The sequence below is a fragment of the Natronococcus jeotgali DSM 18795 genome (assembly GCF_000337695.1).
Lineage (GTDB): Archaea > Halobacteriota > Halobacteria > Halobacteriales > Natrialbaceae > Natronococcus > Natronococcus jeotgali.
In genome coordinates this window covers 16,036-30,670 of record NZ_AOIA01000124.1, presented here as the reverse complement: position 1 = coordinate 30,670, position 14,635 = coordinate 16,036, and the positions used below count along the sequence as shown (strand labels likewise).

Sequence of the window (14,635 nt, the reverse complement as noted above, 5' to 3'; positions counted from 1 at the left end):
CGGCCGGGGGGAAAGCGAGACGCCGAAGGCAGTCAGCCGACCGGTCGCGGCCAGAACCTCGAGGGCCGCGACGGCGAGCCCGACCGCGGCGGCCGAGGCGACGACGCCGATCCGGGCGGCGTCGCCGAGCACGATCCCGAGCACGCGCCACGGCGAGGCCCCGGTCGCCCGGTGGATCGCGAGCGTCCGGCGGCGGGCTCGGATCCCCCGCGCGAGGACGGCGCTGGTCGCCCCGACGACGGTCAGCGCCGCGAGCGCCGTCAGCGCTCCGAACAGCACCCGGAGGTTCCCAACGGCGTACTCGATCGCCGTCCCGATCCCGCCCGCGGCCCGGTGGTGGCCGCTGGCGGCGAGCGCGCTCACGACGCGGTCGTCCCCGACGACCTCGTACTCGGTCGCCGCCAGCGTCCGGTCCCCGTCCGCGCTCGCGACGCTCGCGGAGTAGTTGCCCGGCGGCTGCCGCGAGAGCGTCGCCGTCCGCGTCGTCGTCCCGCCGGGCTCGAGGGCGATCGTCGCCCGCTCGGTCGCTCCTGGGCCCTCGAGCTCGATCGCGGTCTCCAGGGACCGGTCCCACGGGTTCTCGAACTCGACCGTCGCGGTCGGCCGGGCGTGGACGGACGGCGGCGACGGATCGATCGAGACCGACGCCGCGGGGACCGGGGCGGCGTCCCGGGCGACCCGGATCGACGCGTTTCGCTCGCGCTCGCCGGCCCGGACCGTCGCGTCGTACGTCCCTTCGTTCGCCGGGAGCTCGAGGGCCGCGACGCCGGCGGCGTCGGTCTCGGCGGTTCGGTTCCCGATCCGCACCGTCGCGTTCGCCACCGGCTTACCGCCCGCCTCGCGGACCGGGACGGAAAGCGTCGCGTTCGGCGGGCCCGACGCCGGCACCGCGGGCGACTCGAGCGGCGGCGCGTCGGCGACGACGATCGACTTCCCGACGTCGCCGACCGCCAGTTCGTACTCGCCGGGCTCGAGCTCGAGGGTTCGGCTCGCCTCGCCGCTTCCCAGTCGAGCCTCGAGGGTCCGCTCGGCTGGCTCGGCCGCAGGGTTCCAGACGGTCGCCTCGACGGTCACCGCCTCGCCGGGCGGGGCGTGCGGCGGCGCCTCGACGTCGACGACCGCCGTCGTTCGCTCGGCGTCCGCGTCGGGTTCGACGGCCGTTCGAATCCGGTTCACGTCACCGTCCTCGAGCGCGGAGAGGTGGCGCGCGGTCGGCAGCGAGACCAGCAGCTGGTGGTCGGCGAACCCGCCCGTCTCGACGGTGCCGACGACGGTTACCACCCCAACCGCGGGCTCGGTGCTCCCGCCGACGACGAGCTCGTCGCCGGGCTCGAGCCCGAGGGCGTCGGCCAGCTCGACCCCGACGACGGCATCCTCGTCGGCCGCCGGTTCGGTCCCCTCGACGATGCGGGCGTCGGAGACCGTCGCGAACGAGTCGTAGTCGACCCCGCGGACGAGGTGGGGGTTCCCGTCGCGGCTCGCGAACAGCAGGATCTCCGGGCTGGCCGGGATCCCCCGGCGCTCGAGGCTCTCGGCGTAGTCGGCCGAGACCCGGCTGTCGGCGGGGTGGGCGGCGTCGGGCTCGGCGATCGCCGTCCCGTCGGCCGACAGCGAGGCGCCGACCGTCCCGAGCGACGCGACCAGCAGGACGATCACCGCGAACGTCGACAGCGTCGCCGCCGCGGGGACGACCGTCCGCGCGGCCAACACCGAGGGTCCGAGGCGACGCCGGGCGCCCGCGGCGGCGCGGCCGAGCCGCCCGCTCGGCGCGTTCGAACGCCCGCTCGGCCCGTCCCGTCCGACCCGTGCGGGCGGTTTCGCCGTCGCGGCTCGAGCCGTGACGTAGCCCGTCGCGGCGCCGACGAGCGTGATCGCGGCCAGCATCGCCGCGACGAGCCGCGCGACCTCGGGGGTTACCGCGACCGAGAGCGTCGTCGGTAGCCCGACGATCACCGCCGCGGTGACCGCCGCGTTGGCGACGATCGCGCCGATCGCGTAGCCGAGGACGCCGCCGGCGAGCGCGATCGCGCCCGCCCGCGCAGCGAACGCGAGCCGAACCCGCCGCGGCGCGGCCCCGGTCGCCCGAACGACGCGGATCGTCCGCGCGCGGTCCCGGATCGTCATCCGGACGACGCTCGAGAGCGTCGCGGCGACGATCACGCCGGCCGCGGCGACTCCGGTACGGACGACCCCGAGGACATCAGCGGCGCCCCGGGTGAAAAACTCGAGGGCGCCGACCAGCGGCGTCCCCCCGTTCTCCGCGAGAGAGACGACGAGCGCGCCCGTCGGTCCGACGGACGCGAGCGTCTCCGGCGTCGTTCGGAGCCAGTCCGGCGGGAGAGGGTCCGCGGGCGCGCTCGCAGCCGCGACCGTCGTCGACTCGGTTCGGTCGGCCCCCTCGAGACGCCACGTCTCCCCGTCGGCGTCCGCCGCGACGGTCCCGTTGGGTCGGTCGGGGAGGCCGATCGCCGCGGCGTCGTCGGGGATCGCGACGATCCGACGGCTGTCGCCGTCCGGGCCTATCGCGGTCGCCGTCGGGAGCACGATATCGTCCGAGTCGGCCGCCCGACTCGCGTTCTCGAGGGAGTCGTAGCCCGCGACCGAGGCGTTGCCGTCGTACTCGGCGGCGAGGTCGCGGGTCTGGTCGCCCGCGGCGACGACCAGCAACGCGGCGCCGACCAAAAGCGCCACCGTCAGCGCGATCACGAGGACCGCGAGTCGGTCCCGGCGCGACCAGCGACCGACGAGCGCGCGAAGGTACGTCATCGAGACCAGAGAGTTGGAGTTTGAAGAGCGGAGTCGGCGTAAATACCTGTCGAACCGACGGTCGTCGAGCCAGAGGGCTCGATCCGGGGGCGGTGCTCGAGGACGGCTCCGGCGTCGATCGGGACCGCCGGGACGAAGCGGTCACCTCGGTGACCGGTCGATCGAACGGGAGATTTACGGTCTCCGGGCTCGCTGGCTCGAGTAGATGCCGACCCAGCGCCGGATGCGGTTCGTCCACGGACAGCTCGCCTGGATGCTCGCGACGGTCCTCGCGCTGACGCTGCTGGGCAGCCTCTCCTACGAGCTGTTTTTCGTGCTGTCGTTGATCGGGCTGTTGATCGTCACCGAACTCACCGCCCCGGTCAACATCACGCCCGCCTGGCGCCGGCGCCTGCTGTGGCTGATCGGACTCGGGCTGGTCGGGTTCGCGGTCGTCGTCGTCCGCCGGATTCTCGAGATCCTCCCGCCGGAGGTGGTGCCGTTCTGAGCCTCCGCGAGTACGTCACCGACGGCGACGGGATCGACTGGCCGGCCGCGTTGCTGGTCGCGCTCGCGGCTGCGGTCCTCGTCGGCCTGTTCGTCGCCGCGTCCACGTCCTCCGCGGCGTTCGGCCCGTACAACTCCGCCTGGGACGGGAGCGGCGAGTTCCGCGGGGAAATCCAGACCGACGGCAACGTCGAGAGCGAACTCGTCCGGGACACCGACCGCTACGAGACCGCGCCGGCCAACGAGACGACGGCGTTCGTCGTCGCCCCCGAGGAGTCCTACGGCGCCGCCGACGCCGCCCGCGTCGGGCGGTTCGTCGAGAACGGCGGCACGCTGGTCGTCCTCGAGAACTTCGGCGCCGAATCGAACGAGCTGCTCGAGGACGTCGGCGCCGACGCCCGCGCGAACGGGAGCGTGCTACTCGACGAGCAAAACTACGACCGGGGGCCGGCGATGCCGATCGCCGACGGGGTAACGGACCACACCCGAACCGCCGGCGTCGAGCAGCTCTCGCTGAACTACGCCACGGCGGTCGACCCCAACGGCGCGACGGTGCTGGTCGAGACCGGCGACTACGCCTACCTGGCCGACTCGGCCGACGCCGACCCCGACGCGGACACCGACCTCGACTCCCGCCCCGTCGCGACCGTCGAGGACGTCGGCGACGGCGAGGTCGTCGTCGTGGGCGACCCGAGCATCACGATCAACGCGATGTACGACGAGCCCGACAACGCCGCCTTCCTCGAGCGCCAGTACGCCGACGGCGAGCGCGTCCTGTTCGACCTGAGCCACGGCGAGGAGCTCCCGCCGCTGGCGAGCGCGATGTTGACGCTGCGGGAGCTGCCCGCGCTGCAGGCCCTGGTGGGGCTGGGCGTCGTCGTCGCCGTCGTCGGCGCCTCGAACCGAACGCTGCGGGACGGGTTCGGAGCCGTCCGCGCCCGCCTCGCGTCGGGCGACGATCCCGACACCCTCACCGACGACGAGCGGGCCGAGCTGCTCCGGGAGCGCCACCCCGACTGGGAGGAGAGTCGGATCCGCGAAACGATAACAGCGCTTAACCGTTCCCGCTCGAAACACGAGGAGCGATGAGCGAGACGGACCGGAACTGGCCCTTCGCGGACGATCCCCAGACGGTGTACGAATCGATCCGGACCGAGACCGAACGGGTCCTGGTCGGCAACGAGGAGGCGATCGAACACCTGACGATCGCCCTGCTGACCCGGGGCCACCTCCTGCTCGAGGGCGTTCCGGGCGTCGCCAAGACGACGATCGCGAACCTCCTGGCGCGATCGACCGGGCTCGCCTACCAGCGCGTCCAGATGACCCCCGACATCATGCCGGCCGACATCACCGGCACCCAGGTCTACCGCGAGCCGACCGGCGAGTTCGAGCTCCAGCGGGGACCGGTGTTCTCGAACCTGGTCGTCGCCGACGAGATCAACCGCGCGACGCCGAAGACCCAGTCGGCCCTGCTCGAGGCGATGCAGGAACGAACCGTCACGATCGAGGGCCAGACCCTGGCGCTGCCGGAGCCGTTCATGGTCGTCGCGACACAGAACCCCATCGAGATGGAGGGCGTCTTCGAGCTGCCGGAGGCCCAGCGGGACCGCTTCATGTTCAAGCTCACCGTCGACCTGCCCGACCGCGAGGAGGAGACCGAGTTGCTCCGGCGCTTCGACGAGCAGCCCGATCTGGGTCCCGACGCGATCGAGCAGGCGGTCCGAACCGAGGACATCCGCGCGGCCCGCGAGGCCGTCACCGACGTCCACGTCGCCGAGCCGGTCACCGAGTACGTCCTCGACCTCGTCGCCGCGACCCGCGAGCACCCCGACGTCAGCTACGGGGTCTCCCCGCGGGCGTCGCTGGCGTTCCTCAGGGGGATCAAGGCTCGAGCGGCGATCCGAGGACGCGAGTACGCGACGACCGAGGACGTCAAGGCGCTCACGGAGCCGATCCTGACCCACCGACTGGTACTCGACACCGAGGCCGAGCTGAGCGACGTGAGTCCCGCCGACGTCGTCGAAGAGATCGTCGACACCGTCACCGTTCCCGACACCGACGGCCTCGGCGGGAAGCCGACGCCGAACTAGCGCGGTTCGCCGCCGTCCGACTCGGAGGCCCCGTCGCTCTCGGAGTCGTCCGCCGCTTCCGTCTCGTTTTCGCCCGTCGTCTCGTCGGGCTCGAACCGGCAGGTCACCAGCCAGTCGGCCCGCTCGCCGCCGGCCTCGACCTCGAGGGTCACGGGCCGATCGAGGCCGGCGGCGAGCCCGACCGCGAGGAAGGACGCGATCGGGTGGTCGAACCGATCGACGGCGCCGAACGCGCTTCCGGAGATCGCCGCGGTAACCCGCCCGTTCGCCGCGTCCACGTCCGGGTCGACGCCGTCGGCCAGCTCGAACTGCTCGACGAGCCCGTCGGCCAGTTGCACCGCGAGGGGCTCGGGCCGGTTCGCGAGCTCGCCCGAGAGGGCCCGCCTGAACTCCTCGAACAGCGTTGCCCCGGTCGGCGCCACGAGCAGGCCCCGTCCGTCGCGCTCGAGCACCAGCGGCCCCTCGGCCTCCGTCGGCGGTTCGAACTCCGCCCGCGCGGGAACGTACAGTCGGGCGGTGTCGGCCCGCTCGTCGGGGACGTACACCCGGTCCTCGCGCAGGCCCAGCTCGGCCGCGAGCGAGTCGCCGTTGGCCGCCCAGGCGGCGTAGACCCGTTCGCCGACCGAGGCGGCGACGAACTGCCCCGGGGTCAGGTAATAGGTGAGCAGCCCGCCGAACAGCCCGGTCGCGCCCAGCGCGAGGAGGATCTCGCGGCTGTCGGGAAAGGCCGCTCCGCCGGCGACCGCACAGACGCCGATCGCGACGAGCCCGAGTGCCGTCCGTCGGTACTTCGAGCGCCGTGCGCGCGCGTTTCGAGCCCGCAGTCGGCGGTTCTCCTCGGCGAGCAGCTCCGCCCGCGCCTCGGCTCGCTCGAGGCGGTCGGTCGACTCGCCGTCGAACGCCGTCCCGGTGGCTGTCTCCGTCTCGGTTCGATCGCCGGATTCGAAGTCGTATGTGCTCATTCGTCGGTAGTAGGAGGTGTGTCGTCGTCGACGAGGCCGAGCGAGACGAGCCCGTAGCGGTAGAGCCCGTAGCTCGCCAGTCCGACCGCGCCGACGGTGACGGCGGCGGCCTGCCACGGCGGCAACGAGACGGCCGCGAGCAAGCCGATTCCGCCGAGGACGGCGACGGCCAGCAGCGTTCCCGCGACGGCTCGAAGCGGTGCCCGCGTCCCCAGGAGGGGGGCCGCGAGCACCGCGAGCAGCCCGACCTCGGCCGTGGCGAGCGCGATCGGATCGACCCCGCCGGAAAACAGCACGAGCAACAGGACGTGACCGACCGCGATCGCGGACGGCGTCCCGAACCCGTACCACAGCAGCGCCGTCGCGACCCCGGCGCCGACGCCGGAGGGCCCCGCGGCCGCGCCGAAGGCGGCGACGAGCGCGATCGTCCCGACGGCGGTGGACCACGACGACCGCTCGGTGACGAGCGTCGACTCGATCCGACCGCCCGTCGCGGCGTCGCTCACCGGAGCTCACCCCGCGATCGCGAACGGGTCGCCTCGAGGACGGCCGAGAGCCGATCCTCCGGGGCGACCTCGAACGCCGTCACCGCGTCCATCCGATCGAGGTCGCGCCGGAGCTCCTCGAACTCGAGGTAACGATCCGACGCCCGGTCGGGATCGCCCAGCTCGTCGGTCGCGAACAGCACGGTCGGCGCCAGCAACACGAGCACTCGGCTCCCCCTGGCGCGGGCGAACCTGATCGTCTCGTACAGCGTGTCGCGGTCGGAGTCGTCGGTGCAGATGACCGTCCACTGACGGCTGTCCTGTCCGGTGAGCGCGGTTCGAACCGCGCCCAGCAGCGGCTCGGCGTCGAAGCGGATGTCGTACTCGGTGCGGGCCGCGTAGAACGGCTCGAGCGCGCGGGCGAACGGGTCGCCGGCACCGTCGAGCGCCGACAGCGCCGCTCGTGGACGAGTCGGCGACGGCACCGGTCCCGGGATCGGCTGCGCGCGCTCGACCGTCTCGGGGACGGCGCCGTCGTCGTCGAGCCCGGTCGGCTCGAGCTCGAGCAGCCGGCGCCGGATCGACAGGTAGGCCGCCGGCCCCGTCGTGGGGTCGATCCGGGAGGTGATCCCCTCGTCGCCGACGGTGATCAGGCCGAGCGGATCGTCGAGCTCGCGGGCGTTCGCGGCGATCGCGAGCGCGGTCTCGCGGAGGTAGTCGAGTTTCGACTCCCCGGGCGGTCCGGCCGCGAGCGCGGCGCCGTGGTCGACCAACAGCATCGTGGGTCGGTGCGTCTGGGTTTCGTACTCGCGCACGTGGAGGGTGTCGAGTCGCGCGGTCGCCTTCCAGTCGATCTCGTCGGCCGAGTCGCCCGGAACGTACTCGCGCAGCTCCGCGGGCTCGAGCCCGGGGCCGCGCTGTCCGGCGTCGTGTTCGCCCTGGGCGATCGAGACCCGGTCGCCGCCGCGGCCGACGTGGGCGGAGTGGGGACCGCGGGGTTCGACCGTCACCGTCGGCCGCGACTCGACCGGGATCGTCGCCGCGAACAGCCCGTCGGTCGCGGTCACCGTCGGTCGGTCGAACCGGTGGCGACCGGCCACCGGCCACGTGACAGTCGTCGTCCCGCGGGTCGTCGCGTCTCCGGGCTCGAGGGTCGCCGACAGGGGTCCCGCGGCGGTGGCGCCCGTCGGGACGCCGCCGTCGACCGACAGTTGCAGTCGGGCGGGCGCGTCCAGCGTCGCCTCGAGAGTTACCGGGATCTCCGCGTCGGCCCGAACCGCGTTCGCGGCGGGAACCTGGCGAACCGTCAGCGAGTCGAGCGCGTCGGCGACGCCGCGCACGAACAGGACCTGGCGGACGAGGAGCCACGCGCCGAGTAACACCGTCGCTCCGAGCAACAGCGGACGGGCGAAGACGGCGGCGAGGACGGCGAGGGCGCTCGCGAGCGCTCCGACCGCCCAGGCCTGACGCGTCGGTCGCATACACCAGTGGTTTTTCGGTGACCTGTTGAACTTACTGGTTATCCCGCGACGGCGAGCAGACAGGCTTTTGTTCGGCGGCGTGAATTACCGATCGTGAACCACGTCGCCGTCCGCGCGGTCGTGCTCGTGCTGGTAGCGTGTTCGCTACCGATGGCGGCGACCGCCGCGGGCGCTCCCGCCGGAGCGCCCGCCCAGTCGAGCGCGAGCGGCGCGCTCGCCCAGACCGACGCGCCGGCGGCGAACGAAACGCCCCGCCACCAGAACCCCGACGAGTACGACGAGTCCGAGGGCGGGGAGCTCGAGTCCTGGCTCGCCGATCGGCTGGCCGGCCAGCTTCAGGAGGGGACGGTCGCCCTGAACGAGGGCCAGTACGACCGGGCCCGCGAGTACGTCGGCGACGACTACGACGAGCGCCTCGCGCAGTACGCCGAGGTCGCCGACGACGAGGAGCTGGTGGAGGCCTACCGGAACGCCTCCGAGGAACAGCGGCGGATGGCCGACACGATCGAGGAGTACGAGCAAACGCAGGCCGAGTACGAGGCCGCCCTCGAGGCCGGCGACGAGGAGCGCGCCCACGACCTCGCCCGCGAACTCGAGGGCCAGTACGACGAGATCGACGAGGCCGGCGAGAACGCCACCACCAGCTACGAGACGATCTCGAACGAGACCGATCAGGACTTCTCGGAGGCGGCCGCGGCGGTCGAGGAAACCCGCAACGAGATCGACGAGACGCAGACGGCCGTCCGCGACGAGCAGTTCGTCGAGACCGAACTCGACCTCGAGGTCGTCGACGGGACGGCGTCGTTCGAGGACCCGATGGTCGTCCGCGGCGAGGTGCGAACCGCGGACGGCGCCCCGGTCGAGGAGGAGGACCTGCGGATCCTCGTCGAGGGCGATCCCGTCGAACTCGAGGACTCCGCCGGCGACTGGTGGGAGACAGAGAACTCCCAGTTCGAGTTCGAGTACCGCCCGACCGACCTCGAGCTCGACGCCGAGACCGTTACCGTCGAGTACGTCCCCGACGGCGACACGACCTACCTCGGCAGCGAGGCCGACCTCGAGGTAACGCCCGAGCAGACGACGGCGACGATCGACGGCTTCTCCGCGACCGGCGAGGCCGCCTACAACGAGTCGCTGTCGGTCGACGGAACGGTCTCGGCCGCGGGCGTCCCCGTCGACGACGTTCCGGTCGCGATCGCTATCGACGGCGAGACCCTCGGGACGGTCAATACGACCGACGGCGAGTTCGCGGGGTCGGTCCCGGTTCCGGCGAACGTCTCCGACGGCGAGGGGACGGTGACCGCCTCGCTGCCGTTCGACGATCGCACCCTTACGGCGTCGCCGGCGGAAGCCCCCGTCACCGTCGCCGAGACTGACACCGAGTTGACGGCGTCGGCGACGGCGGTCGGCGAGGAGGAGATCGCCGTCGACGGCAGCTTCCGGACCGCCGACGGCGAGCCCCTCGCCAACCAGACGCTCGAGGTCAGGATCGACGGCGTGACCGCCGATACCGTCGAAACCGACGCGAACGGCGATATCGCGGGCACCGTCGAGACGGGCTCGGTCGACGGCGAGGAGGTGACCGTTGCCGTCGCCTACGACGACGCGGGGTCGAACCTGGCCGCCGCCGACGCCGAGTCGACCGTGGCGATGCCCGGCGCCGGCGACTCGCTGTCGGTTCCGCGGTCCGCGATCGCCGGCGTCGGCGCGCTGCTCGGAGTCGGGGCGCTCGGGCTGGCGGGCTGGTGGCGCCGTCGCTCCGAACGCGACGGGCGCGACCGGACACCGGCGGTCGCGGTCGCCGGGACCGCGCCGGACGCGGAGCCGATCGCCACGCGAGAACGCGTCGACGCCCTGCTCGAGCGGGCCGACGAGCGACGCGCGGCCGAGCGATACGACACCGCCGTCCGAACGGCCTACGCCGCGGTTCGACACGCCTACGGCAGCGCGCTGGGCCGACCCGGCGCGGCGACCCACTGGGAGTTCTACCGCGAGCACGCCGACGAGGCCGACGCCGAGGCGTTGCGCGAGCTCGTCGAAACCTACGAGGTAGCCGCGTTCACCGCGGATCCGGTCGCCGAGGAACAGGCCGGGCGCGCTCTCGCCGTCGCCCGGCGGCTGTGCGAGGCGGCCGACCTCGAGTAGGGTGGACCGTCGGCGGAGCGTGACGGTCCAATCGACCGACTTTTATCGTCGTCCCGTCAACGTCGTACCGAATGGACGATCGACGGTCGCTCCGGTTGTTGCTCCCGCGCCCGGTTCGCAGGCTGCCCGCCGACCTCGCGGCGATGCTCGTCGTGACCGTCCTCGTCAACGTCGCCGTCTTCGCGCCGCTCGTTCGCCAGACGCCGCTGCGAGTGCCGCTCGGACTGGTCTTCGCGCTGTTCGTCCCCGGCTACGTCTTCGTCGCCGCGCTGTTTCCGGAGACCGGGGAGTCGCCGACCGACCGCGGCGCCGAGGAAGGCGACGCCGGACGGTTCTCCGGCGAGTCGATCCGCGCCGGGATCGACGGCATCGAGCGCGTCGCGCTCGCGTTCGGACTGAGCATCGCCGTCGTTCCGCTGATCGGGCTCGTCCTGAACTTCACGCCCTGGGGAATCCGGCTGGCGCCGATTATGGTCGCCCTCTCGAGCTTTACGGTCGCCGCGACCGCGGTCGCGGCCCGCCGCCGCTGGGAACTGCCCGCCGAGGAGCGGTTCGCCGTTCCCTACGGCGAGTGGTACGCGGCCGGGCGCTCCGAGCTGCTCGAGCCCGACACCCGCCTCGACGGGGCGTTGAACGTCATGTTGATCCTCTCGATCGTACTCGCGGTCGGCGTCGTCGGCTTCGCGGTCGTCTCCCCGCCGGCCGGCGAGCAGTTCTCGGCGGTGTATCTCCTCACGGAGGACGACGACGGCGAGCTCGTCGCCGACGACTACCCCACCGAACTCGCCCAGGGCGAGAGCGGCGAGGTCGTTCTCGGGATCGACAACCACGAGCACGAGACGACCGACTACACCCTCGTCGCCGTCGAACAGCAAACGGAGACCGTCGTCAACGAAAGCGCCGTCACCGAATCCGACGGGGAGAACCGGACCGCGGTCAACGAGACGGTCGTCACCGAGCAGCGGGAACTCGAGCGCTTCGAGACGACGCTCGCCCACAACGAGAGCTGGCACCGAACCCACGAGTTCGAGCCGACGATGACCGGTGAGAACGTGCGGATCGTCTGGCTGTTGTTCCCCGGCGAGGAGGTACCCGAGGAGCCGACGACCGACGACACCGAGTACCACGTCCACCTCTGGGTCGACGTCGAGGACTCCTGACTCCGACTCGCCCTCGCCGTCGGCAGCATCGGTCGGATGAGTAAACTCGAGACAAGTATATATCGATTAACGAAATCATACGACCACTTATTCGCCGCTATCGTTTCGATACGACTAGTGGGAAGACTTATTACTTGACGTGTACTCCGCGAACGTGTGGAGGTGATGACAACGAATACCACACCAACGACGCGGAACGCCCCACCTCGCATCGAACGCCATGATCCTCTGGTACGACTCCTGTGGCGGCCGGACGCCTGAATTCGGCCATCCCGGCACGCGCGTTTTGACCTCCGTTCGTCGCCTCTCGATTTCCGAACCGGTAGCGACGGCGCCTCGAGGAGCCGTCGGCCCCTACTCGTAGACGTAGTTCTCGGCCATCTCGGCGGGCGTGATGACCTCGAGTTCGTCCGCCGAGCGGCGCTGGTCGATCCCCGATAGCGTCTCCTCGAGCGCCTCGAGGGTCTCCGGGTCGTCGAGGCGGTAGAACGGGATCGTCGTGATCCCGCCCCACTCGACGGTCCAGTCGAGCAGGTCCGTCGCCTCGCCAGGTCCGGGGGTCTCGGTCGTCGAGCAGAGGTGCGGGTTGCCAGCGTACCCCTGCGATCGGGAGCGACCCGCGAACCCGAGCTCGTAGTTGTCCCGGACGAGCTCGTAGCTCTCCTCGGTGTAGCGCGAGCCGGGGTAGGCGAAAAAGCGCGCGCCATCGTCGTACCCCGCCTCGGCGAGCCAGTCGATCGGCTCGCCGATCGCGTCCTCGAGGGCGTCCGAATCGACCTGATCGAGGAGCTGGCCGTTCGCGGGCTGGGCGCCGATCGTCCAGTCTGCGGCGGCGAGCTCGTCGACCTGCTCGCGGGTGAGCCGATCGCCGTCGACGGCGTCGTCCTCTCGAACCCGTCCGGTCGGGACGAACGCCGTCGCGGGGACGTCGTACTCCTCGACCAGCTCGAGGGCTTCCCGATAGTGGCTCTCGTAGCCGCCGTGGAACTGGACCATCACCTTCCCCCCGGTCGGGCGGGGGACGAAGTGGAAGTCGTCGACCCACTGGCGTCCCTCGGCGTCGTCGCCGAACCAGCGGATGACCTGCAGGACGATCACCTCGCTCAGATCGGGCTCGCCGCGGATCCGCGTGATCCCGAAGTTGTGCCGGGTCAGCGGCATGTTGCCCATGAACCGCTGGCTGTACTCGACGTAGTGGGCGTTCTCGTCCTGGAGTTGGATGCGCACTACGCCGGCGTCGGTGTCCGTGGCCAGGTCGAGCCCGGGCGCGACCTCCCGAACGTCGATCGGCTCCTCGAGTTCGCGGCGGACCCGGACCTGGCCCCGGTCCTCGGGCGAGGACGTGAGCAGCGCCGACTGCGATCCCCCCGACGAGCGAGTCGAGTCCGCCTCGAGGGTGCCGATGTCCTGCCACTCCCACCACTCCTCGAGGTTTTCGAAGTCGTCGAAGGTGCCGACCAGGTCGGGGTAGTCCTCGTCGTCGGCGCCGTCGGACGGCTCGTCGCTGGCGTTTTCGGTCGGCCCGTCGGCGCCGTCGGTTCGCTCCTCGTTCGTCTCCGGTTCTCCCGGCCCGCCCAGTTCGGAACAGCCGGCCAGGGCCGCGGCCACTCCCGTCGCGAGATAGGTTCGTCGGTCCATCGATCGTCGAAACGACACCTCGGATCGACGGTTTGTTATGCGCCCCGTAGGCCCCCGTCCGCGATCCGTAGTCCGGCCGTACCCCGAACCCGTTCGCGGACTACCAGACGGTCCACTCGAGGACGACGACGAGCGCGGCCAGGAAGACGTGCTCGCCGTCGACGATCCCGCCGTAGAACAGCGGGCCGCGATCGCGGCTCGCGAACGGGATGTAGCAACCGACGTAGCCGTGGAAGGCGAGCAAGACGAGAAATCGGGCGTCGAGGACGCCGACCGAGACGACGGCGACGACGACCGCGGCCACGAGGGCGTTCGCCGCCTGGGCGGCGAGGCGCGTCCGTCGGGGGCCGACGGCCGTCGGGAGCGTGTCGATCCCCTGCTCGCGGTCGCCCTCGATGTCCTTGATATCGAAGACCGCCGCGGCGACCGTGATCATCGCCCCGACGTGGGCCGCCAGAAAGAGCACCTCGAGGGCGAACAGCCGTTCGTAGTAGACGCCGACGCCCAGGGGAATCACCGCCCAGGCGAGGCCCACGAAGAGGTTCTTCACGAGAAAGACCCGCTTGATTCCCAGGGTGTACGACACGGCGACGACCGCGGGCAACAGCAGGTAGCCGGCGCCCGGCAACTCGAGGACGACCGCGACGGCGATGGCCCCGAGGTAGAGGCCGACCCCCAGGGCCAACCAGAACAGGCCGTAACGCTCGACGAACGCCGCCCGCCGGGGGACGTTCTCGCGGTCCTCCTCGAGGTCGGTGAAGCGATTGACCGTGTAGACGAACATCGCCGCGGCGAAGACGATACAGAAGGGGAGCGGCTCCAGCGAAAGCCCCGCGAGGACGGTCGTAGTGACGACCACGCTCGCGGCCGACAGCGAGATGAAGAGGTTGCTGTGGACGAGAAACCGGAGCCAGCCGAGCAGCCACGCGGGGGGGCGACGGTCCTCCCGGGATGCGCTGGTCGTCGACACTACGACACCGCCTCCGACCGGGACCGGTACTCGAGGCGAGTCCGGGACTGTTCGCGCGCGTCCGGCGGACCGTCGCGTGGAGTACCGGGGGACACCGCTTGTCAGGGGTTTGGTCCCGACGGGGTCAAGCGCTTCGGTGCCTCAGGTGGCGACGCGACTCGGCAGACGGTGAGCGTCTCGACAGAAGTACGGGCGTGCGACTACGAAGGGCGTCGGCGACTACTGGTACTGGGACTCGCGACGGGCCTGGTACATCAGCTCCCACACCGCGTCCTCGATCGACTCGGGGTTCTCTTCCTCGAGCTTCTTGTACAGGGACTCGGAGACGTTTACTTCGGGCATCACCTGTGCATACCGTAGCCCGCCTAATAAAACTACCCTAATACGGAACTGAGTTAATTTCCCTCGAGCGGCCGGCAGCGCCCGAGCGACGGCAATCGCTGCCGCAAGTC

Annotated in this window: 12 protein-coding genes; 5 read left to right on the top strand and 7 right to left on the bottom strand. The window is 71.4% G+C overall.

What is annotated here, in order from left to right; genetic code table 11:
* A partial coding sequence (locus C492_RS14065; protein ID WP_008424682.1) for an ABC transporter permease occupies positions 1-2,766 on the bottom strand: 2,766 nt, incomplete at its 3' end.
* A 205-nt stretch (positions 2,767-2,971) separates the two neighbouring features.
* On the opposite strand from C492_RS14065, the gene C492_RS14060 reads away from it, so the two are divergent.
* From C492_RS14060 to C492_RS14050, 3 genes are read left to right on the top strand one after another with little or no spacing between them, the layout of a single operon-like run.
* Complete coding sequence (locus C492_RS14060; RefSeq protein ID WP_008424681.1) at positions 2,972-3,253, top strand: hypothetical protein; 282 nt, start codon at positions 2,972-2,974, stop codon at positions 3,251-3,253.
* Positions 3,250-4,341 (top strand): DUF4350 domain-containing protein, encoded by a 1,092-nt coding sequence (locus tag C492_RS14055; RefSeq protein WP_049893069.1) that lies wholly within the window; start codon positions 3,250-3,252, stop codon positions 4,339-4,341. Before C492_RS14060 ends, C492_RS14055 begins: the two co-directional genes overlap by 4 nt.
* Positions 4,338-5,342, top strand: a complete 1,005-nt coding sequence (locus tag C492_RS14050) for an AAA family ATPase (RefSeq protein ID WP_008424679.1) — start codon at positions 4,338-4,340, stop codon at positions 5,340-5,342. The genes C492_RS14055 and C492_RS14050 overlap by 4 nt, the downstream gene beginning before the upstream one ends.
* Here C492_RS14050 and C492_RS14045 read toward each other — a convergent pair.
* From C492_RS14045 to C492_RS14035, 3 genes are read right to left on the bottom strand one after another with little or no spacing between them, the layout of a single operon-like run.
* Positions 5,339-6,304: a hypothetical protein gene (locus C492_RS14045; protein ID WP_008424678.1), complete on the bottom strand. Its 966-nt coding sequence runs from the start codon at positions 6,302-6,304 to the stop codon at positions 5,339-5,341. The two genes, C492_RS14050 and C492_RS14045, sit on opposite strands and share 4 nt — an antisense overlap.
* Entirely contained in the window at positions 6,301-6,810 is a 510-nt protein-coding gene (locus C492_RS14040; protein ID WP_008424677.1) for a hypothetical protein, read from the bottom strand. Before C492_RS14040 ends, C492_RS14045 begins: the two co-directional genes overlap by 4 nt.
* Positions 6,807-8,270, bottom strand: coding sequence for a DUF58 domain-containing protein (locus C492_RS14035; protein ID WP_008424676.1), 1,464 nt, complete (start codon positions 8,268-8,270; stop codon positions 6,807-6,809). The genes C492_RS14040 and C492_RS14035 overlap by 4 nt, the downstream gene beginning before the upstream one ends.
* A gap of 93 nt (positions 8,271-8,363) precedes the next feature.
* Here C492_RS14035 and C492_RS14030 point away from each other — a divergent pair, with 93 nt between their 5' ends.
* Both C492_RS14030 and C492_RS14025 read left to right on the top strand, forming a co-directional pair.
* The gene (locus tag C492_RS14030; protein ID WP_008424675.1) at positions 8,364-10,415 is read left to right on the top strand and encodes a hypothetical protein; all 2,052 of its coding nucleotides are present in this window, start codon (positions 8,364-8,366) and stop codon (positions 10,413-10,415) included.
* Positions 10,416-10,486: 71 nt separating this feature from the next.
* Entirely contained in the window at positions 10,487-11,575 is a 1,089-nt protein-coding gene (locus C492_RS14025) for a DUF1616 domain-containing protein (protein WP_008424673.1), read from the top strand.
* 354 nt (positions 11,576-11,929) lie between these two features.
* Here the strand turns inward: C492_RS14025 and C492_RS14020 are convergent, their stop codons facing one another.
* The 3 genes from C492_RS14020 to C492_RS25610 all read right to left on the bottom strand — a co-directional run bounded on the left by C492_RS14020 (position 11,930) and on the right by C492_RS25610 (position 14,525).
* Positions 11,930-13,213, bottom strand: coding sequence for a polysaccharide deacetylase family protein (locus C492_RS14020; protein ID WP_008424672.1), 1,284 nt, complete (start codon positions 13,211-13,213; stop codon positions 11,930-11,932).
* A 100-nt stretch (positions 13,214-13,313) separates the two neighbouring features.
* Positions 13,314-14,183, bottom strand: a complete 870-nt coding sequence (locus C492_RS14015) for a UbiA family prenyltransferase (RefSeq protein WP_008424671.1) — start codon at positions 14,181-14,183, stop codon at positions 13,314-13,316.
* A 219-nt stretch (positions 14,184-14,402) separates the two neighbouring features.
* The gene (locus tag C492_RS25610; RefSeq protein WP_005558169.1) at positions 14,403-14,525 is read right to left on the bottom strand and encodes a hypothetical protein; all 123 of its coding nucleotides are present in this window, start codon (positions 14,523-14,525) and stop codon (positions 14,403-14,405) included.
* Positions 14,526-14,635 lie beyond the last annotated feature (110 nt).

What these genes read in the sequence shown, in the direction of transcription:
- C492_RS14060 (WP_008424681.1), top strand. Translation starts at nt 2,972, where the DNA reads ATGCCGACCCAGCGCCGGATGCGGTTCGTCCACGGACAGCTCGCCTGG.
- C492_RS14050 (WP_008424679.1), top strand. Translation starts at nt 4,338, where the DNA reads ATGAGCGAGACGGACCGGAACTGGCCCTTCGCGGACGATCCCCAGACG.
- C492_RS14045 (WP_008424678.1), bottom strand. Translation starts at nt 6,304, where the DNA reads ATGAGCACATACGACTTCGAATCCGGCGATCGAACCGAGACGGAGACA.
- C492_RS14035 (WP_008424676.1), bottom strand. Translation starts at nt 8,270, where the DNA reads ATGCGACCGACGCGTCAGGCCTGGGCGGTCGGAGCGCTCGCGAGCGCC.
- C492_RS14025 (WP_008424673.1), top strand. Translation starts at nt 10,487, where the DNA reads ATGGACGATCGACGGTCGCTCCGGTTGTTGCTCCCGCGCCCGGTTCGC.
- C492_RS14020 (WP_008424672.1), bottom strand. Translation starts at nt 13,213, where the DNA reads ATGGACCGACGAACCTATCTCGCGACGGGAGTGGCCGCGGCCCTGGCC.
- C492_RS25610 (WP_005558169.1), bottom strand. Translation starts at nt 14,525, where the DNA reads ATGCCCGAAGTAAACGTCTCCGAGTCCCTGTACAAGAAGCTCGAGGAA.